The following is a 20092-nucleotide window of genomic DNA, read 5'->3' on the forward strand; positions in this document are numbered from 1 at the left end:
CCGCCCCAAAACATGAAAACAATTACTTTTTATACTTATAAACCTTCTCGACTTTAGGTTTGTAAACCTCCTTAATAACTACCTTTGGAGTAATTCCCAATAGTTCGTTATATTCGTCAATCGAAAGGTCTTTATCAAATTTCAAAGCCTCGTTATAGGTAATCCCGGTACGGTGAAACATTACACCCTCTTTAGATATAACACCCGCCCCGATTACTATAATTTGACCGTTTTCCTTTGAATAGTTCATAGTCCTGCGATTAAGATGCCGCTATCGTTGCGCTGACAGTAGCCGTTAAATCATAATATTCACTGGTTGCGCTCGGTTCTTGATATCCTACCGTGATAACATCGCCAACGGTTTGGGCTGCGAAATTAAGCGTATATACACCTCCGGAACGTGTGATGGAAGTAACCGTAACGGCTGCCCCGTCATTTACGTTGTAAAGTGTGAAGTAACCTGCCCCACCGTTTGCAGTCGTGCTTAACCCGGTAATTGCAACCTTATCAAAGTCTTTCGCAGTAATTGGGATTTGTGTCGGTTTGGTAGTTCCTACGGTAAAGGTTATCATTTGAACCGAACTCAAAGCGGTAACGTCAAAGTCGGGATTAACGGCATTCATGTAAGGTTCCCAATCTTCTAAAGGTTGAATATAGAGATTAACAAAACCTGCCGAATCTTTGGTAGCCTCAGAAATCGAAGCGTAAATATTTACCTTTATTTGTTCGATCGTATTCGCCGTTACTTCTTTACCTTGTATGAAACCTTTTGAGGTTACCCTCCAAATGTACATAGTCCTACCGGATGTGAAGTCTTTTAAAAGCGTTTTAGCGGCTGCCATTGACATAATTAACTTATGTGTATTTGTCGCTAATTTGGTATAGAGAATAACAGACGAGCCGTTATCAATTTCTTGTTGAACGGTTTCTCTTTCCGCAAATTCGTTAATGTCAAAAGGAATATACATTAATCGGTTCGGCATGTCCGCCTTTAAAAGCGTTTGCCACGTTGCCAAAAGTGCCGCATTTGTTTCTGTTATTGCGCTTAATTTTTCCTCACTCATCAAAACGCCGGTCATATACCCGTGCTGACAGATATCTCCGTATGATGGTGTGTTTGTTAAGCCTCCGCAAGGATTTGCCATTTTTTCTAATTTATTAAGTTAAACATAATTCTGTAATCGTAAGGTCTGTAATTGTAATTTTCATACAGTCCACAGGTGTAGAGAGTGCAAAGGCAGTCCCTTCCATGTATGGAATGTAGGTTTCTTGTATAATAAGTTCATATTCAGAATGTTTTTTCAATCTGTATAAAAAAGCATCCGTCAATGCTATTAATGTCGGTTTTTTGTTGTCGTTTCTCCATTGTGTGGACTTCTTTTCGTCAGTTTCAACAAAGAAATAAAGTTCCAAGCTGTTAAGTCTGTAATACTTCGAGCCTGTGGTTACATTCTTTTCTACCGTTACCGGGAGCCTTAAAAATATTAAAGGGAATCTTTGACTTTTATAAGTATTCGATTTTCCTTTCTCTATTAAATTCTTATCAATCTCAATCCATGAGCCGTAATCAAAATAAGGTGCATCGTTTGGGAAATTGTAAAGGTTTGCCGTTGCTTCGGCTTGTCCTGCATTTAAAAGGTCGGCTTTTACCTCATCTATTATCCCGCTTATTATTTCTATGATATGCATTATTCGATACTCCTTTTAGTTACGATTCCTTTTGTTTTTTCAAATTTAAAATAATCCTCAAAGTCCGTATAAGTACTTTCGTAAGCCTCCAAATAGTCATAACATTCTGCTAACCTGTTTACGAAATCATTCCATGCCACATATTTTAAATCGCTTCGTCCAAACTCGCTTGCCGCTTCAGAATTCTCATATTTTGGTTTTACCGTTCCGTTTTGAACTTGTTTTAGTGCGTTGCAATCTACCCATTTTGAGTAAATGTAAGGCACTAACAAATATTTTAGCCCTCGCCAATTTCGGACATAACCACATGCATCTGTATACCCGGTTACTCCATCCCTTAAATTTACCCATGCTGTTGTCGTTGGTGCTGCATTGTAAGTGTTGTAAAGTGATTCGCCGATTATGTTTAAAAGTAGGTCGTATTGTTCATCTGTTATGAAGTCGTTAAAGTTTTCTTCACCTATATCAGAAATAGCAAGCGAGTATCTCCCTTTAAAGTCAGCGTTGGTTACGATATTATCCATTAATAGTCTATTAAATCGGGTACATGACAAACCAAATATCCTGAATCCCCGATGTGTTTATAACTGTAATTCATTAACTGTTTAATAAATTCAAAATCATGTTGATATCCGTCAGTCCATTTTACCTCCAACCCGTTTTTATGACAAATGTTTGAAGTCTTTGCGCTTCCGAATGTCAGTGTATTGTTTTGTGGGTATTTGGTTCCGTTAAATTGTGAATCGTTAAAAAATACCCAGTCGTAATCATCTAATTTTTCGGCAATTCTTTCCATGTGGTCGGGTTCGTACATGTCGTCAGAATCGAGATAAATGATATAATTACCTTTTGCAAACCTTAAACCGGTATTCCTAACTTCACCTGAAAAAACAGGACGTTTGTTGATGCTTACAACCCGCAATCTTTTATCTTCTATTTCACGGCATAAATAAACCGTATCTTTACATCCGTCAGCAATTACAATAATTTCAAAATCTTTATACGTTTGATTTAAAACCGAATTAATTGCACGTTCCAACTTATACTTTCGGTTGGTAGCACACCCGTTATAGTTACCCAAATAAGAGGGTATGATTACCGAGAATTTAATATTTGTATGCAATTTATTCCGTTATTTATTAAATATTTGCCTAACATTTGATAGTCTTTGATTTCATAAGGGCATTTTTTAAGAATTTCAACGGCTTCTTTTGATACCGCAAATGTCCCGAATGGTTCAGATACATATCTGACCGGATAATTCTTTTCGTTCTTTTCTGCAAATACCCGCCCCTTAGAATCCAAACACGTCAAATAACTTTTACACCCTGTTTTAAACCAATCCACTAAAGAATCATCAAACGTACTCCCGTCATACATCACGTAAACGTTTTCTTTTAAGTCAATGAAATCAATGAACGCCTGTATGTTATTTGTCTGCAAAATCATAAAGAAAGGGAGGAGTTAACCTCCCTTAATTTAGATTGTTAAAATTTGATATTTGAAAATTGGTGTTTCATTTGACGTTGAAATCGGTTGTTTTGTCAATGCATAGTTCAATGTCAATTCTACCGTATTTACTGAGTCTTGAGTTGCACCACCGTCATTCGTAGTATCAGCGCAAGAGTTTTTAATAAACACATCGTAAAAGATACCTGGAAAAAACATTGATTCCATAATTGTCCATTCACCTGCCTCGTCTTTATTTCCGTTTCTGTTTAAAGGATCATTCCAGAATAAAGCTGCCACCCCGCCTTCAGGAATTACATAATGGGTATACTTATTATATCCTGAACTTGTCACTAAATTAGAAGGTACGAACTCAATTCCTGCCGGTATGTTATCGAATTGATAAGCATAGTTGGTAGAGTTTGCAGCACCTTGACTTGAATAGTAACCCATTTGAGCCATAAACCAAGTATTACCAATGTCCCAAAGTTTACCGGTATAGTTGTTCACGGCCATGTCTGCCTGCATGTCGTTCCAAAATCTTGCCATGTTTGCATTCGGGACGGTTACATGATAAGAAGCTGCACCTACCCATGTATTTGTAGAGCCTGAAGTCCCGTCTGATAATGCGTTTACTTGGGTTCTATTGGTTTCAAGATATGCCAACATAGCTGCATCCATACCGCTTGCACCGTACCAAATAGATTTTTCAGCGTTATAAATGGCATTTGCCAACGCTTGAATTCCTGTCAGTTCGTTACCTTGAAATTGTTTTTTGTTAATCTTTACAGCTGCTCCCTTTTGTGCCCATGTCAGGGTAGCTTTATTTGAGCTGCCAACTTCACCTGATGGAGTACAAGATTTTGAAGTGTTCACTGTATAAGCCTTATTCTCCAAATATAAAGTGGAGGTTGCACGTGTGGTTGCACTCTTAAGAGCTGCCAAATCGGGTATATAGTTTTGCCCGTCCAAAAAGACCTTTTGAATTTGCGTTAACGCTTTTCGTTGGTCGAATTTTTCCCGCATCCTATCTTGCTGCCACAAACGAGCCTCAAGTAATACGGTATTTGCAAATGTATCTGCCATTTTATTTTATTTTAAGATTGTTGTGATTTGAGCCATTCGGAGTAATATTTGACGTAATCATTTGACCCTACAACGATTCCTTTTTCTTTCATAATTTCGTTAAACTGCTCTTTTGTTGAACCGGTGAAATTATTCGTTATTCTGGTTCCGTCAGGTCTTTGGATAGTTCCGTTGCTCTGAATGTTTATGTTCATTTTTTTAGCGAAATCAATTGCGAACTCGGCATTGTACTTAACAGGATTGAGAAATTTATCTTTCAAAACTTCCCCATTTTGCTTGATAACTATCGAACCGTCCAAGGTGTCAAAGTCATACATTGATTTAAGCAACGTTAAAAACTTTATATTTTCCGTTTGCACGTACTTAGTCTTTTCTTCATTGCTTATCAGATTTTTAGGTATGTCAAAAGGCAGTTGAATAGATGCTATTTCCTTACTGATGATTTGATTCTTAACTTCCATTTCTTTGGCCGATAACTGTGACTTATAGTCCGTTTCAGTATCTAACAGCCGTTTTTGAAGTAATTCTACTTCTTTGGCACGTTCGTCAACTTTACTCAATAATTCTTTCACCTTACTGTCTTTTTCGCCTTCAAATGCTGATTTGTATTCCTCTGACTTTTTCTTTTCAATTAGTTCGATTACCTCGGCATGTGTTTTTATCCCTTCGGTTACAATTCCATATTTATCGGATGCGAATTTCTTTACTTCTTTTAAACTCATTTCATCCCCTGCCGTTTTGCCTTTATGATATTCTTGATTGGTCAGGTTTTTAATATAAGTGTCGAATTCAGATTTTTCGTAAACCACTCTTTCTGGTAGTTTCAATTCGGGTGCATCCGCTTTAATAATCGCATTGATTAATGCTTCCTTGTCCATTTTTAGTTCGGCTGACAAAACCTCTAAATTTTTATTATTTAGTTCCATTTTGTTTAAATAAGATTATGACATTTGCCCGGCTGTCAATTCACCAATTCCTATATATGTTTACAATTACAGACTTTTCTTAGGCCGTCCCGATTTCTTAACAAGCACGACTTGTTTAATCGCCGTCTTTTCAATCACTTTTACTACCGGCTTTTGAACTTCAACCTCTTCAACAATCGGAGGTTCTTCTACTACATTTTTATTTACGATTTCTAAATTTGCGAAATCCTTTGCTAAATTGAAAAGAATTTCATTATCGAATGTCAATTCTGTTCCGTTGTCTTTATTTCTAACTAATATCATTGTCGTCAGTTTTATTGTTATTTTCTTTTTGTTCTTCTATTTTAACGTATGTTTCAAATTCTTTGTTTATTTCGTCAACTGTATAGGTCAGTATGTTTCCTTTGGTCAGTTCAAACGTATGGATATATTTATCAAGATTCTTTTTTATGTCCAATTCATAATCGTTCATTATATCCTTAGCCTCAAGAATTGTATAATGAAACAACGGAGTTAATAGTTTGATTTTCCTTTGACGTTCCAATTCGATAGGATTGTTTTCATATTCGCTCACTAAATAATCATCCCAAATCTTATCTAATTGAGGATCGGATGCGAGCCCCTTCTTTGATTCAAGATACAAAGCCCTATTTTCCGTTGGCGAAAGCATTATAAACTGTTCATTCGGGCTTATAATAACCCCTCCGAAATCATCAAATGAACGTTCCCCTATTAAAGAAATAATGGCTCTCTTAAATGCAACCCGGTTTTGTTCGATTCTGCGAAGTTTGTCAATTTTGCCCTCATTCCTTACTGATACCTCAAATGCCGTTGTATTTGTACGTTCTTTGGAAACTGCCGAACCCTGCCCCCAAACTATCTCGGCAAGGTCAAATTCCAACGCGTCCAATTCAGAAAGCAATTGTTTTTGAATATCAACAGGAATAGTAACCGTTCCGAACGGAGGCACGTTGTTTTGTGTTTCTTTGTCTAAAACGTCAAGAAGCATCACATCTGTAAGGTTCCTTTGTAAACCTTCTCCGGACCCGTGACATATAGGACATTCGGTTAATCTTTTGCCTGTTTCATCATCTGTACTATGAATTTGCCCAGTTCCTCCGCAATTCTTACAGCGTGTTTTAAGTTCCCAAAATCTCGGTATTCCTAACTTCTTTTTATAGATTCTAAAATCAGTGTAATCATTCAGATAGTCCTTTGCAATAATCATCGCCTCGGCGCAATAAGAAGTAAATGATTTGTTTTCTGTCTTTTTGTCTACTTTGTTTGAATTGAAAACACCCGGGACTTTTCCGAATCCGTGCAAAATTAAGGATGCTTCGACTTGTTCGATTATCTCGGTGTTATTTTTCCAAATGTAGATAACGTCTTTTTCTTCATCGATAATCCTAAATAACTTATCATGATTAGCATTTTCACCTAATTTAAGAATCAGATAATTGATGTTGTCAAAGGAATGATAGTCTATATCGTGGAAGTTTTGAAAGATTTTTCCGTTCAATCTTTCATATGGTGAAATGTATTCAAGTTTAAACCGGTCTGTTTCCTGCTTATAAATTCCTGTTTCGGTTTCTATATCCTCATAGACTTTACCCACCAAAGTAACGGCCATAGGATCAATCCAAATACCATAGTCTAACCATATCTGATTAATGAAATCCTGTAATCCGTAACCTCTGAAATTAAGGTTTTTTACGGTTTCTTTTAAAATGGTTTCTTTTTTCTTATCCGTATCTGATCCAAATTCATAAATAACAGTGCCTCCCTTTGCGCTCTGGATTTTGTCTTTAGGTCTTAAGACTTTTTCAAATGCCTTTACCGTTATGGTATTGGATAATTTTTTCTTTACCCGGATATAGTCTTTATCTTCCACCCCGTCCACCGTAGTTAGGAACTCATCCAGACCGTGACCGGCTAAATGCAATTCATGCTCTTTCTTCATTGATATCAGATAGTCAATGAGTACTTTGTTTTTTGGTGAGCGGATTAATTCTTTAATTTGGAGGTCAGATAATACCATATTTTAGATATATGCTACAAATATATGTATTTTAACAATACAAAAGTTGTTTTATAACAATTATTTTTTAACTATTTATTAACAACAAAAAAGACTGCTATTTCTAACAGTCTTTAGTTGGTGTTGTCTATTACCTATTTTTATATCCCGGCAGGGTTCGTACCGGTCACTAAGTCAAATTGTTTATTATGAAGAAATCAAATGTAAAAATAATATCAATGTAATTCCCCACCCTAACAATGCGAGAATCATCCATGTTAATTCGTTTCTTTCGTTATCCATTGTAGGCAATTTGATTGTCAGTAATATAGCGCATATATAACCTATTACAAGGTCAATCCCAAATAAAATCATTAAAATAATGTAGTTCGTTTCCATGTCTCTTTTGTTTAGTCGTTTGATAATGTGATTGAGCCTGTGAAGGGATTAAACAGATCTTCGTGAAAATCCACTCGATATTCTCCAATACGCCAGTATACGTTATTTGTTTTTAGCACCGTTCCGGCATTTTTGGTTGCAAATAATACCCATAATATCCCGTCATAAATTCCTATATATGGATATTCGCGTCTTATGGATTCAGATTCTTTAATTTCTATTTTCATGTTATTTAATTTAAAGTTTCAACAAATATACAACTTATTTCAATACAAAAAACATGTTATTAAACATATCCGGATGCGTTCGGTTTCGGTTCGTCTGTTTCTTGCTGAATATCTGTTATTTCCTTATATCCTTCGCTTACAAGTTCACCGATAACCTCTAAATATGGGAATAAATTTCTGCAAATCTCTTCGGCTTGCTCAAATGATTCGGCTGTAATTGTCGTACCGCCCCAGCGTTTCAGTTCGCCGTCTGTTGTGTCAATTGCTTTAAAATGGGTTACGAATAACATAGTTTTATTTTAGCCTGCAAAATTATTTCCTTTAACTTCAAAATACATTCTCATTAACAGCATGTCCAAATAGTCCGGTGACCGGTTAATGGTTTTTTTCATTAAATCTTTTGAGATTAGTTTCTTTTTTTGGATATCGTTATAAGTATTATCCCGTTTCAAACAGGATGAAACTTCTTGAATTATCTTTTCTTTTTGCGCTTCGGTGCAAATGATTTTTATTTCTCTTTTATTTATTTTCTCAGCCAACAAGAAACCACATTCATCTTTTAAATGGTCGTACTCTTTCTTGTTACGGGGTGAAGCCCCGCCGTGAAATGTCTTAATGTTTTTTATATAACTTTCTAAATAAGCCCCTAACCCGTCAGAATCGGCAACTATGTTTGAATTACCTACACCATTTCTCATCTTCATCTCGTTTAAGAGCGTTTCAATCTCTTTGCCGGTACTTTTTGCCATGTCGATTTCAATCGTACATATAAACCCGTCCCAAAAGCCTGCAATGAACTTATCCCTGCCTTGCATGGCTAAATCCGCACTGATGTATCTTTGACCTGGCTTTGCATGGTCATTTGTAAACATGTCTATTATCGCATCGTACTCGCATAATTTTGCCGGATCATCGTCATAATTAAAGTTCCCAAATAAAAGCCGCTGTTTTGTTGTTTCATCCGAAATAGAAAGAAGGTTACGTACATAATCATCGGGTAAAAACGGATTATCTGTATAAAGTGCCGGGATGAATCTTGTATCTGTCGCCTCCGTACCTTGTTCAAACGGTCTGTAAAACGTATAATCTACCCATGTCTTTGAAGGGTTAAAGGTGCAAAGTATCTTTGATTTGATTTTAAATTCTTCATTCAACCAACGGCCTACCCTCGTTTTAAGAATATCAAATGCCTTAAAGTGAACCGGTGCAGCTTCCTCAATCCATCCGCAGGTGTATTCTTTTGACCCGAACCGGTCGTAGTTTGGATCCTTTTGTGGATAGAATGAAAGGTCAAGAAATTCAATTAAAGATCCATTGTTATAGATAATTTGATTATCATTATATTTCCATTCTTTAAAGTCTAATTGTTTTGCAAGTTTTCGGAATGTCTGCAAAACAGACTCCCGGGTATCTTTCAATGAATCCCGACCTATGAAGTATTTAGTCCCTGGTGCATAAAATGCCAACTGCATAAGCCAAAAGCACCCTAAATAAGTTTTACCACCACCCGCCCCGCCACCGTACCCGATGTAAGAGGTTTGTGAATCGGTCAAATACTTTAGGGCTGTTTTCTGTTTACTGGTCGGTTTCATCAATTTCGGAGTTATCCCTAATCTGTTTGAACGGGTCTACGTTCATATGCATATCCACTTTCGTATCCACTTCGGTTTTATCTTTCCAATTAAAGTTGTTTTTTAGCCCAAATATTGCCATTGTAGGGTTGATTTTGTTCTTTGCCCCTAAGACATACATCCGTGTTTCAAGAATATTCTCGAATCTGTTTTTTATTGTGTTAAATACTTCGTCATCAAATTTCTCAAAAAGGTATCCGTAAAGCTGTCTGTATTGCTTTTGAATTGCCGCAACCTCACCGGCGCAAAACAATTCTTCGTTATCCATTAAAATCTGAAGTGCTTCTTCTACTAATTCAAGAGCCTTTTCTCTTGTCCATGTTTCGGCAAACTTATTGCCTTTTGGTGCTGCCATATCTTAAAATTTATATATTGCTATACATATTATTTGTATAAATCCATTCCTTAGCCGTTTCTCTCTCAATCATCATATACTCTGCATATTCATAAGCAGTTTTACACAACTCTTTTTTAAATAGAGTTAATTCATCTTGATTTATATTTTTACCATATTCATTTTTAGAATCAAAAAATGGAGACTTTGATATAAGTGCGTTTAATGCTTCACATGCAAATTTATCCAATAATTCTATTAATTTTTCGTTTGTTTCCATATCCTATAATTTAAATGCTTTTGTCATAATATTGTTATCTATTAACCTTAACTTTTCAGATTTCAAAGCCTGAATATCTTCAATCGTGTTTATGTTTCTACCTGTCTTAATATCCACAATATACGGGAAATCACCTGAGTTTATTACTTTCTGATTATATCCGTTTTTTACCAGCTTGTTACCAGAGTTCATATCTAATCCTCGCATCCTGTCATTATCATAAAAAAAACCTTCATTTTCAATTATTTCTTCTAATGCCGTTTTGTGAATCATCCGCCCGGCTCCTATAGGGTGCTGGACTAATATCTCTTCTTTGTTTTGTTTCACCCGTGTTAATAAATCAGGCTCAAAGTGATAGAGTTCATCGTTTAACGAATCATGAATCAAATATGAGTTAATCCCGAAGGTATAATATCCAGAATCAATGTAAGGTTCGTATAAATCCATGATGTTAGGATGAATTAAATCATCACTACCCAAATTCATTAGATAATCAAATTCGTAGTTCATTGCCTCTGTAATTCCTTTGTTCATTTTTAGCCCTAAGAAGTCATTTTTCTCAAATACCGTATGAGAATAGAAATCAACTTCACTTATCAATTTTCCGATACTTTCAAGTTCCGGGTCTTCTTTACTGAGTACAAATATAACATTAAAATCGTAATCTATTCTTTGATAAATAAAATTATCGAGTTGTTTCATTACTTTTGCAAATACCTTTGAACGTCCGAATACCGGTATCATTATTACTATTTTAGTCAGTTGTTTCATTTTTTAGTTTTATTATAACAGTCTAAAATTGCATCAACAGGCGTATTCCCAACTCCCCAAACTCCATTATGTCCATAATCTAAATCTAACGGAACATTGCAAGCCCCGTATCTTTCTTTATTAGTATCAAAACGGATAACAGAATAACCTTTGAATAATATCAGATATATTGCTTTAATTATTTTCATTTCCTTTTGAATATGTAAAAATCAGAAATCGAAGTATTGATAGGGTCTTTTGGATTATACGGATATTTGTTGTCTATTTTTTGCATCAATTCAAACTCTTTAGGAACGTATGTCAAAAACTCCCTATCTTTTACATGTACGTTTGAAGTTTCCAATTTATCCCCGTTTGATGAGTAAATTATGACATATTTCGATGCTATTGCAAAAAGATTGTTAATGTATGTTTCAAATTCTTTTTGGTTGGTTAAGTGAAAGATTACATCCAATGAAATAGTCAATTCAAACTTATGCCGAACATTTGCCAAACTGTTTAAAAAATGCCATTTTCTACTCCTAAATTTAGGATTCGAATTGTGGGCTAATATCATTTTTTCGCTTATGTCGTACCCAGTGTAATTCTCAAAGTTGAATAATCCTATTTGATTTCCATCCCCACAGCCATAATCAAATACTGATTTAATCTCTTTTTCTTTCACAAAATTATTGATTATTTCAGCTTTGTATTCGGCTAAAATTCCATAAGAGCCCGCTCCGGAAGTGCCGCCTTTTAAATATCTATCCTTCCAATATTGATTACTGTCAAATACCATATAATGCGAATTTATTGATTTTACTTAATACTTTTTTATGATTCTCATGAAGGTTTGTTCTTTGCTCAAATAGTGTATCGGATTCGGGAGGCAAAATGTAAGTCAGTTCGTTTGCTTCATGCTTTCTACAAATGCACGGGATTTTATTTTTCTGTAAATAATAAGCCATCCAAAGATCCGCCATTCCATGATATTCAAACATATTCACCGAAATAGTGAACTTTGAATTATCAAATGCCATTACACCGGTGCCGGGATTATTAACCCAAACATCCTCTTTGACTTCTTTTAAACAATGATAATTAGAAATACAGTCATTAAAAGCGGTCGGTTTCTCATTCATTACTTTTCCGTGCAAAGAAACAAATATTTCGTTATCGTATTTTTGTAAAGTTTCTAAATGTCGGATAAAATATTCTTTCGGATAAATCAAATCATCATCTATGGTAAAATAATACTCATTCTTGTTTTCCATTGCCCAAAAGAACTTACCCGAGTCTTTTAAGTCTTTTCCGAATTTATAAATAACTTTATCTTTGGGCAGACCTTCTGGAATTGACTTGTATTCGTTCATATAAACCCGAATCACATCTATAAGGCTTATCTTTGACAGATTCTCTAAAACTGTTTTGAGTTGTTCTAACCGTGCCGGATAGGTGGCTAAATTTACAGAAATACTCTTATCTTTTATGTCATTTCTTCTGCCCATATTTCCCTTTTGTGTTTGGGTTAAAATTTCATCTTTGAAAATAGGTTCGTACTTTTTTGAAAGTGACTTTATAAAATCATAATCCCCCCCCCTTTGAGGTTTCCATTCTTGAAATTGCGAACTATGAAAAATAACACCTATTCCCGAAATGTCATTTAAAACGATTTTACCAAAATTCTTATTATTTGGAATGATTCTATTTCCTATATCTACCCTGAAAAGATAAAACTTTGATTTATCTTTCTCAAATTCCGGATTAATACATAATTCATCATCATCATCAAGAAACATACACCACCCGTCTATGTATGGCATAACCACGTTGAAATAATAGTTGTAAATAAACGGAGGCCGTTCGATCGGTATATTTTTGCAAAGGTTTGAAATTACTTCTTTATTTACTTCATAAACGACATAATCCATACCATCGCATGTTTCATCTATATAATCATTTTGACAGTCTGAAATGATATGCAATTTTACATTTATACCCGTTATTTTAATAGAATCAATACATTTAGAAAAATATACCGGCCGGCAGGAGGTTCTGATTATGATATTCATTTCTTTTCTTCTTGTGATATTATCGTATGTTACTATGTCATTGCCTCCGATTTGATTTCTGAAATAGTTAGCATCTGAGTCAATTGTTTCTGATTTATCTGTCAATATCTTTGCCCCTCTTATTATGCCTCTTTTTTTTGCACAATCAAAAAGTATTTTATCACCGTACCAAATTTTAAGATTATCCGGTAAATATTGATACTTTCGAATGTACATAAAAGTCCCGTATGAATTATTCGGAAATTGCCCCTGTACTTCTGTTATTCGTAAATTTTGGTCTTTTCTAAGGCTCATCCCGATAATGTCAAAATCAGATTTTTCAATCAGTTCGCAAATTTCATCAAAGTTAAGTATCAATAAATCATCATTTACAAGCAGTATCTCATTTTCACATTCAGAAGCGCCTAAATTCCATGCCGGATTCACATATATATTCCTAAAATTGCCTAATTCTTTTACTTTTTGGTACTTTTCTAAACTTTCAGGTTGTTCTGCATTATTTATGATTATTATCTCGCCAACGTGTTCGCTTTGTTCGTAAATAGGAAGCATTGAGAACAGTTTTTCGCTTTTGTACATCGTTGGGATAATAACACTAAACATATCTTATATTAAATCTCCGGCCTCTTCAATCAAGCCTTTGAAGTTGTTATTCATAGTTTTCTGTTTCGCTGAATTTCAAAAAGTTATTGCACTCCGTAACCTTATCCACCAATTTCAGATATTCCGGATAATTGCATTTATAAACCTTGTTACAAATTTCATCACCATACTCACAATATTTACAGATGCTGTCATTCATTGGAATAAGTCTAAAATATCATTGTCTGCAAAAATGTAGTCTTCGCGGACTGATTTTTGCGGTTCCATGTAGGCATATTCGTCATTAGTAGGCTCAGGGCTCATTTTATCCGTTCAAGTTCGTTAACAATAAGCATTATCAATTCGTTTCGGTCACACGTTGCGCATTTTGTCCGCTGTTCTTTCAATACCTTTAATGTCGCCTCAAGTTCTTTGATTCTTTCTTCAATCGACAACTTCCGCCCATTCTTGAGCTTTTCGATTATCTCTTTCGTATCTTGTGCCATATTCAGAAACTAAAATTAAAATCAGTATTGCAAAGATAATTGAAATAATTAAATAAAACAACTGTTTTAAGATATTTTTCATTTATTAATATTGCTTTTATAATTACCTATTTTAATAGGCTTATCAATTGCATCTTCAACAGAATACCCCCTTTTAATTCTTTTTAAAATAGCAGCATAATGTTCTTTTAATCCTAACTCAATTAACAGTAATGAAAAACTTATATATCTATTTTTATATGTTACATAAAATGTATTTCTGCTGTTATTTCTATTTTCCAAAGCTGTTACAAATCTGCAATTATCACGGCTATAACCTTTGTAATTATCAATTCTATCTAATTGTAAATTATCTTTATATCCATTTTCTAATGCCCATTTTTTAAACTTTCTATAATCTTGAAATTCATCAGATACATCAATACCACGCTTAAAATAAATATGTGAAGCAAAGTAATTTTCTTTACATCTTGTCATCATAGCGTGCCATGATTTATATAATCGTGTATGTGATTCATTATCCCTTATTTTATAAGAACAACCACAACTAATTATTCTACCGCGTATTAAATGCGGAAGTAATACTTTTACTTCTTTTCCACATTCACATTTACATAAAACTCTTCTAATTTTTTGACCAGATGGTATTTGCAATCTTTCAATTTCTTGAATTATAGTTAACCTGCCAAATACATCCCCGTTGTTTACTATTATTTTGTTCATATTACAATATTTTCTTGCAATATTAACATTATTAATTCAATTTACCAAATTTATTTTCGTTTATTTTTTTTAATCCTTCATTAAATTCACGTGAATCATGCGCTTTATTATGACAATCCCGGCATAAACAAATAAGATTCTCAATATTATCTTTGCCTCCGTGACTTTTGAAAATTATATGGTGAATATCAATACCGACAGCCCCGCAATATTCACATAATATTTTATCCTGAATACAGTAATTGAAATGCTTTAGATAATTAGATATGTGTTTCTTCATTTACCGGCTCTTTATATTTTTCATCTATCCATGTTTGAAGTTCATTGCATTCGGTTTGCTTATGCCTGTTTACACAAACAACTTTCCATCCGTTATACGCTTCTTTGTGAAATTCGGCATCGGTTTCGGTTAGTCCTAATTCGAGAGCTTTTCGGCTCATTGTGTGTTGGAAATGTTCCATATCAAAAAGGCAAATCTCGTACATCCTCAAATTCATTCTTTGCCGGTTTCTCTTTATCCGGTTTCCATGTGTTCACTTCAACAACGTGAGTCTTTCCGAATTTATCCGGCTGTTTCATTTCTTGTACCTTTAACTTAATGTACTTTTTGCCCTCGTACTCAAATATATGTTCTTTCGGAAGGGTTGAAAGACATACGTTAATTTCAATTAATTTGACGTCAAATTTTGACGTGCCTTTGCCTACATAAATTTTATCCATTATTTTATATTTAGTTTAAAACATTTGTCTATATACTCCCAAATCTCACACATCGAAACCTTGCCTTTCTTATAGCCGTCAATCATTTCGGCTAAATAGTATTTTTGTTGTTTGCTCATTTGAATAAATTAACTAAAGACCACCGCTTTGCATTCGGGAACTTATCTTTATACATTTGTTTAACTAACTTTCTTACCGTGTCCTTAATTTGCTTATCGTTCATCCATTTTAAATATAGACTGAATCTAACCTGAATAATTATATCGGCTTCTTCTTTCAATAAAAATTCATGTCCGTTTTTGAAATAATAAAACCACTTTTTAAATTTTGTGCTCATTTCAAAATAATTTATTTTGGTTCATATTCGATTTGTGCAATTCCAAAGCCTTCTTTATTTTTTCTGCTTGCTCTATGATTTTTTTGATATCTTTCAATTGAGATTCTACCGCCTCCGATTCTGTCAGTAATTTAACACCTGTCATTATCGGTTCGTAAGCTAATTTAAGACGTGGATAATAGATTAATCCGCCTTCGATGTTTATATATGCCGGTTGGCAGCTGAATTTCATACTGGCCACTGATTTAATGCTATTTTTTGACCTCTTTTTTCATTCAATATTTTTATGGCGTGTTGTTCATCTTTGGCATAGCAATACATGTAAATATTCTTACGAACATCGAATGAAACTATGTCTATTGAATAATCTGATTCACCTAATTTTACCTCTATCACATTTCCATCTTTTGCCATTCTGACAAAATACAATTTATACCCGTTCGATAATTCAATATCATACGGATTTAAGGTATATTTTTCAATTTGATAATCATCAATTTCATGTGATTTTATAGAAGCAATAAATAATTTTGCCTTCTTTTTGGTAGAAAATACCCCACAAATATGATAATCCGAATATTCTCCTTTTGTTACTACAAATATGTTTTCCATGTTTTCTATTTATTTTACAAAAATACAAATTAATTCAATACGATGTACTTTTTTTATAACATTTCTATATTAAATTCGTTGTCTATAAATTTCTGATACCTAAAAATCTATGTCCGGAATATCATTAAAATTCAATTCATCCGGATTCAATTTATTTATTTTTTCTGTTTCTAACGGATTATAACCCTTTGAATCCTTAAACCGGTTGCTCATTATATCGAATGACATTTCAATCATCCCCGGAACTCCAACCAATTTACGCTTTTTTATTTTCTGTGACATCCAATTACAACATGGATTACCAGGTTGAGATGTTGCAAACGGCCTATGATAACAAAGTATGTTGTCCGCTTTATTGTTCCACATTGAACCGCCGGCATAATCATATACTTTCGGATATTCATAATCCCCGTGTTTATCCCTTGATAATTTTGCACCTATCGGGTGGCCGACAATGATCTTATATACGTCATATTTTTGAGCAAATGATTTTTCTGTTGTCAAAAATTCGGAAATATATTGGTCATCCCTGTTATATTTTTTCCAATCATTATCAAGCTGGTTAAACGGATCAGTTATGCACCCGTCAATTTTATGCTTATTTATAAGGACCTCAAAACATTTATTGATATATGCCGGTGTCGGGCTGTCATTTTCTGGATGAACATAAAAGAAATGATCCTTTATAAAATCCATTCCTTTCTCATATTCCGCAAAAGTCATTTGATTCGAGTGATAAGGCTCCGTACTTTTTCCGATATACATGTGGATTAAGTCATTATATAAATCATCGGCCGGGTCTTGTTCAGGTGAAAATATCCCGAACTTTTCACCGTCAAAAACAGCCCTTAATAAAGCAAGTTGTAAAACCCAAATACTTTTGCCCATATTACCGATACCTGAAACAAAAGTTACTTCTTTTTTTCTCCATGTCCAGTGTTTATCGAAGTCCTCAAAATATGTAGTTTTACCACGTGCCTTTCCGGTGTGAAAACCTTCTATCATTGATTCTCGTACATTATCTAAATAGATAATATCCTTTGATGCTATTTCAACTTCATTAAAAAACCGTTCCGTTAATTCTACCTTTGTAACCGTATCATAAGCTAACCCTGATTTTTCAAAATGTGAGATGCCGTTTTGATGCGAGTAATTAGAATAAACGTCATTTACTATTTTTTCAATGTCATCTGATTTTACGAAAGTAGCTTTATTTTGATAAGTGTATATTATTTTTTGAGACGCTGAAACACGTGGAATTCCAAAACGATTACATGCACCGGCCAACTTAACAAGGTATTTGTGTTTATTTCCGTCTGTATAAACATCTGATTTATCTAACCATCCTGTTAATTTATCAAATATCACATCATAGTCCGATTCATATCCGACATTATCAAATCTTTTAACAGTCTTTTGAACGGCTAAACTTGTGAATATTTCCGATTGATGATTCATATAAATTTCAGGATCATAGGAAATATAACAGACCCTTGCAATATCTTCAAAACTATCTAATTTTTCATTCTTATAATATTCGGCCAACGCTTTACATGATAAATGATGTGTTTTAATTTCGGCCGGTATTTTTACAACTATTTTAAGGCCGTCACCTGAAGGGCTGCGAAAGGCTAAAAATGTGTATTTATCTTTGATAATCTGTTTTCTAAATTCATCGTAATTATCTAAATGGTCGAAATCAATAGCTACTAACCCTGAATGAGATTTGCAATGATTATTACCTCTTTGGTCAAATATACCCGAAAAGCAAATAGAAGGAAGTTGTTTTTTAAATTTATCCCGTTCCGATTTATCTTTTATAGTTCTTATTTTTTCAACCAATTCTTTATGCTTGCCGGTTCCTATCCGTTCAACTATGTTCTGAATTGAAATATAGTGAGCATTTTTAGAATCTGTTATGTCCTTAAAAATAGTTACTTTCCTATCCATTACCAGCCCTCCTTTATTTCAAAATGTGTAGGCCAAAGAGTTTCTTTTTTTTCTTCTTTCATTATTCCTTTGTCAAAGATATATTTTAAATTGTTTATTAATTTAGATTTCCAGTTTTTTATTTTAACATCATTTCCATCTTTCCATCCTGCTAACACCCATGCGTCAAATTTCTGTTTCAAAATAGATGTATTAAAAATAAAACCATACTCTATACATTTATCTTTAGCAAAAATTTCAAAATCATCAAAAGAAGGTATTTTATTATTATTTTCTTTCTTTACTTTCTTTACTTTATTCTCTGTTGTTGTTGGTTTGTTGTTCGTTTGTTGTTCGTTTGTTGTTCGTTTGTTGTCAGTTTGTTGCTTGTATTGGTATTCATCATATTTACAAATAGTTATCTTTGTTAGTTTGCTTGTTGATTTTACCACTATCATTCCATCATTTTCACATAATTTTAAAAATGTTCTTATTTTCTGAATAGATGAATTATTAAGGTCTTTTTGTAATTTTTCCAAAGAAGTTATAAATTCACCTCTTTTTAAGATATGAAAGTCGGATCCGATCAATACTTTATTTTCCTTAAAATTTGCCCGAAATAACAGATAAGAAAACCATTGATAATATTCAGGTTTTTTCCAAAGCCAATTATCCATAATTTTACGGTGCAAATATATAAACCCGTCACACATTATTCCATCTCATTTATAAGTTTATCTATCCTATCTCTAAATGATAATGCCGTATCTTTATCAATATAAATATACATTGGTAATTCTGCATCTGGATTGTAGATTTCAATAAATAAATCATTATCTGCATCAATAGAACATTGCAATTCGGTTTCATGTGTTTTACTCATCTCTGTACCGTAAAAAATAATTTTTGTTGCCATAGCTTATAAATTAAAATCCGGAGTCAAAATACAAAATGCAGGCAGACGGCCAAGTCATTTCCTGCATTGTATCCGATTCCGGATATATTAATATTTGAGTTATTTCTAAACATCTGTGGCCGTCTTATTTAATGACTCTGCAAATATATGTATTTTTCACGACTCTACAAAGGATTTTCCGATGTAGTTATTAACTTTTAATTAACACGTTCGTATTCATTCCCGTTAATAGTCATTTTTTCAGTCCAAAACTTATAATAAAGCGTATCTCTTTTCGTGTTATCATATTGGATGTAAATCCATTCATCATCAAAAGTATAATCGAACTCCCAGAATTGAGTATTGACATTATCCTCAAAAAGCGCATGACTTCCGTCATATTCGTTAAAGACATATATTTCTTCAAATTCACCCCAATTTAAATACCATTCTCCGATAATCGGGTTAATCTGTTCTTTCTTGCAGCTTGCAAAAATGACTAAAATGATCAGTAGTTTTTTCATCTGTTTTCGTTTATTTCGATTTTTTGTTCTAAATATTTAAAAATGTCGATATCATAATGGGTGGCGAAATTTAGACAGACAAGAATAATATCGGCTAATTCATAAAACGTATCTTCATGAAGTGAAAATTTACGGTGTTCAATTACCAACTCTATATACTCATCGAATATTTTATTAATAAATTCTTCAGGGGTGGTTTCTTTTTTAATAAGTCCACGTTTTACGGTAGAATTATAATTACGTTCTAATAGTTCTTTTATATTCATGTGAATAATGTTAATTGTGGGTTATTATAATTTATTATTGACAAATTGCAGCAATCATTTTGGTTATAGTTTACGTTTTGTTTAAAATATTTGTGGTGTTCTTTTACATATTCCCCTACCGATTTTTGAAATTTATCC

At 33.6% G+C, this 20092-nt stretch carries 32 protein-coding genes; all 32 read right to left on the minus strand.

Features of this window, described 5'->3' with window-relative positions; translation table 11 throughout:
* Positions 1–22: 22 nt before the first annotated feature.
* The gene (locus PHT93_RS08765) at positions 23–250 is read right to left on the minus strand and encodes a hypothetical protein (RefSeq protein ID WP_300241892.1); all 228 of its coding nucleotides are present in this window, start codon (positions 248–250) and stop codon (positions 23–25) included.
* 10 nt (positions 251–260) lie between these two features.
* Positions 261–1145: a hypothetical protein gene (locus PHT93_RS08770; RefSeq protein ID WP_300241894.1), complete on the minus strand. Its 885-nt coding sequence runs from the start codon at positions 1143–1145 to the stop codon at positions 261–263.
* 13 nt (positions 1146–1158) lie between these two features.
* Entirely contained in the window at positions 1159–1689 is a 531-nt protein-coding gene (locus PHT93_RS08775) for a hypothetical protein (protein WP_300241896.1), read from the minus strand.
* On the minus strand, positions 1689–2213 hold the full coding sequence (locus PHT93_RS08780; protein WP_300241898.1) for a hypothetical protein: 525 nt from the start codon (positions 2211–2213) through the stop codon (positions 1689–1691). The genes PHT93_RS08775 and PHT93_RS08780 overlap by 1 nt, the downstream gene beginning before the upstream one ends.
* Positions 2213–2812, minus strand: coding sequence for a glycosyltransferase family A protein (locus tag PHT93_RS08785; RefSeq protein WP_300241900.1), 600 nt, complete (start codon positions 2810–2812; stop codon positions 2213–2215). The genes PHT93_RS08780 and PHT93_RS08785 overlap by 1 nt, the downstream gene beginning before the upstream one ends.
* Positions 2785–3138: a hypothetical protein gene (locus PHT93_RS08790; RefSeq protein WP_300241902.1), complete on the minus strand. Its 354-nt coding sequence runs from the start codon at positions 3136–3138 to the stop codon at positions 2785–2787. Before PHT93_RS08790 ends, PHT93_RS08785 begins: the two co-directional genes overlap by 28 nt.
* A gap of 30 nt (positions 3139–3168) precedes the next feature.
* Complete coding sequence (locus PHT93_RS08795) at positions 3169–4224, minus strand: hypothetical protein (protein ID WP_300241904.1); 1056 nt, start codon at positions 4222–4224, stop codon at positions 3169–3171.
* Between the two features lie 11 nt (positions 4225–4235).
* A complete protein-coding gene (locus tag PHT93_RS08800; RefSeq protein WP_300241906.1) occupies positions 4236–5150 on the minus strand; it encodes a hypothetical protein in 915 nt (304 codons plus the stop codon).
* Positions 5151–5216: 66 nt separating this feature from the next.
* Positions 5217–5453 (minus strand): hypothetical protein, encoded by a 237-nt coding sequence (locus tag PHT93_RS08805; RefSeq protein WP_300241908.1) that lies wholly within the window; start codon positions 5451–5453, stop codon positions 5217–5219.
* Positions 5440–7188, minus strand: a complete 1749-nt coding sequence (locus tag PHT93_RS08810; RefSeq protein ID WP_300241910.1) for a hypothetical protein — start codon at positions 7186–7188, stop codon at positions 5440–5442. Before PHT93_RS08810 ends, PHT93_RS08805 begins: the two co-directional genes overlap by 14 nt.
* 389 nt (positions 7189–7577) lie before the next feature.
* Positions 7578–7793, minus strand: coding sequence for a hypothetical protein (locus PHT93_RS08815; RefSeq protein ID WP_300241912.1), 216 nt, complete (start codon positions 7791–7793; stop codon positions 7578–7580).
* Positions 7794–7852: 59 nt separating this feature from the next.
* Positions 7853–8083, minus strand: a complete 231-nt coding sequence (locus tag PHT93_RS08820) for a hypothetical protein (RefSeq protein WP_300241914.1) — start codon at positions 8081–8083, stop codon at positions 7853–7855.
* A 9-nt stretch (positions 8084–8092) separates the two neighbouring features.
* Entirely contained in the window at positions 8093–9385 is a 1293-nt protein-coding gene (locus PHT93_RS08825) for a phage terminase large subunit (RefSeq protein ID WP_300241916.1), read from the minus strand.
* On the minus strand, positions 9369–9779 hold the full coding sequence (locus tag PHT93_RS08830; protein ID WP_300241917.1) for a hypothetical protein: 411 nt from the start codon (positions 9777–9779) through the stop codon (positions 9369–9371). Before PHT93_RS08830 ends, PHT93_RS08825 begins: the two co-directional genes overlap by 17 nt.
* A 10-nt stretch (positions 9780–9789) precedes the next feature.
* Positions 9790–10038, minus strand: a complete 249-nt coding sequence (locus tag PHT93_RS08835; RefSeq protein ID WP_300241919.1) for a hypothetical protein — start codon at positions 10036–10038, stop codon at positions 9790–9792.
* A 3-nt stretch (positions 10039–10041) separates the two neighbouring features.
* Positions 10042–10809 carry a glycosyltransferase family A protein gene (locus tag PHT93_RS08840; RefSeq protein WP_300241921.1) on the minus strand — a complete coding sequence of 256 codons (768 nt, stop codon included), beginning with the start codon at positions 10807–10809 and terminating at the stop codon, positions 10042–10044.
* On the minus strand, positions 10806–10997 hold the full coding sequence (locus PHT93_RS08845) for a hypothetical protein (RefSeq protein WP_300241923.1): 192 nt from the start codon (positions 10995–10997) through the stop codon (positions 10806–10808). Before PHT93_RS08845 ends, PHT93_RS08840 begins: the two co-directional genes overlap by 4 nt.
* Entirely contained in the window at positions 10994–11587 is a 594-nt protein-coding gene (locus PHT93_RS08850) for a hypothetical protein (RefSeq protein WP_300241925.1), read from the minus strand. The genes PHT93_RS08845 and PHT93_RS08850 overlap by 4 nt, the downstream gene beginning before the upstream one ends.
* A complete protein-coding gene (locus tag PHT93_RS08855) occupies positions 11577–13463 on the minus strand; it encodes a hypothetical protein (protein ID WP_300241927.1) in 1887 nt (628 codons plus the stop codon). Before PHT93_RS08855 ends, PHT93_RS08850 begins: the two co-directional genes overlap by 11 nt.
* Positions 13464–13762: 299 nt before the next feature.
* On the minus strand, positions 13763–13948 hold the full coding sequence (locus PHT93_RS08860) for a hypothetical protein (protein WP_300241929.1): 186 nt from the start codon (positions 13946–13948) through the stop codon (positions 13763–13765).
* 78 nt (positions 13949–14026) lie between these two features.
* On the minus strand, positions 14027–14671 hold the full coding sequence (locus tag PHT93_RS08865; RefSeq protein WP_300241931.1) for a hypothetical protein: 645 nt from the start codon (positions 14669–14671) through the stop codon (positions 14027–14029).
* Between the two features lie 31 nt (positions 14672–14702).
* On the minus strand, positions 14703–14951 hold the full coding sequence (locus tag PHT93_RS08870; RefSeq protein ID WP_300241933.1) for an HNH endonuclease: 249 nt from the start codon (positions 14949–14951) through the stop codon (positions 14703–14705).
* On the minus strand, positions 14932–15132 hold the full coding sequence (locus tag PHT93_RS08875; RefSeq protein ID WP_300241935.1) for a hypothetical protein: 201 nt from the start codon (positions 15130–15132) through the stop codon (positions 14932–14934). Before PHT93_RS08875 ends, PHT93_RS08870 begins: the two co-directional genes overlap by 20 nt.
* 1 nt (position 15133) lies before the next feature.
* On the minus strand, positions 15134–15391 hold the full coding sequence (locus tag PHT93_RS08880) for a hypothetical protein (protein WP_300241937.1): 258 nt from the start codon (positions 15389–15391) through the stop codon (positions 15134–15136).
* Positions 15392–15506: 115 nt separating this feature from the next.
* Positions 15507–15728: a hypothetical protein gene (locus PHT93_RS08885; RefSeq protein WP_300241939.1), complete on the minus strand. Its 222-nt coding sequence runs from the start codon at positions 15726–15728 to the stop codon at positions 15507–15509.
* A 1-nt stretch (position 15729) separates the two neighbouring features.
* Entirely contained in the window at positions 15730–15960 is a 231-nt protein-coding gene (locus PHT93_RS08890; protein WP_300241941.1) for a hypothetical protein, read from the minus strand.
* Positions 15957–16340, minus strand: coding sequence for a hypothetical protein (locus PHT93_RS08895; protein WP_300241944.1), 384 nt, complete (start codon positions 16338–16340; stop codon positions 15957–15959). The genes PHT93_RS08890 and PHT93_RS08895 overlap by 4 nt, the downstream gene beginning before the upstream one ends.
* 99 nt (positions 16341–16439) lie before the next feature.
* Positions 16440–18290 (minus strand): BT4734/BF3469 family protein, encoded by a 1851-nt coding sequence (locus PHT93_RS08900; RefSeq protein WP_300241946.1) that lies wholly within the window; start codon positions 18288–18290, stop codon positions 16440–16442.
* On the minus strand, positions 18290–18946 hold the full coding sequence (locus PHT93_RS08905; RefSeq protein WP_300241947.1) for a hypothetical protein: 657 nt from the start codon (positions 18944–18946) through the stop codon (positions 18290–18292). Before PHT93_RS08905 ends, PHT93_RS08900 begins: the two co-directional genes overlap by 1 nt.
* Before the next feature lie 35 nt (positions 18947–18981).
* Positions 18982–19185 (minus strand): hypothetical protein, encoded by a 204-nt coding sequence (locus tag PHT93_RS08910; protein ID WP_300241950.1) that lies wholly within the window; start codon positions 19183–19185, stop codon positions 18982–18984.
* Between the two features lie 197 nt (positions 19186–19382).
* The gene (locus tag PHT93_RS08915; RefSeq protein ID WP_300241952.1) at positions 19383–19688 is read right to left on the minus strand and encodes a hypothetical protein; all 306 of its coding nucleotides are present in this window, start codon (positions 19686–19688) and stop codon (positions 19383–19385) included.
* Positions 19685–19954: a hypothetical protein gene (locus PHT93_RS08920; RefSeq protein WP_300241955.1), complete on the minus strand. Its 270-nt coding sequence runs from the start codon at positions 19952–19954 to the stop codon at positions 19685–19687. Before PHT93_RS08920 ends, PHT93_RS08915 begins: the two co-directional genes overlap by 4 nt.
* Positions 19955–20092: the final 138 nt, after the last annotated feature.

Origin of the sequence: Massilibacteroides sp. (assembly GCF_028705895.1) — a bacterium.
Taxonomy (GTDB): domain Bacteria; phylum Bacteroidota; class Bacteroidia; order Bacteroidales; family Tannerellaceae; genus Massilibacteroides.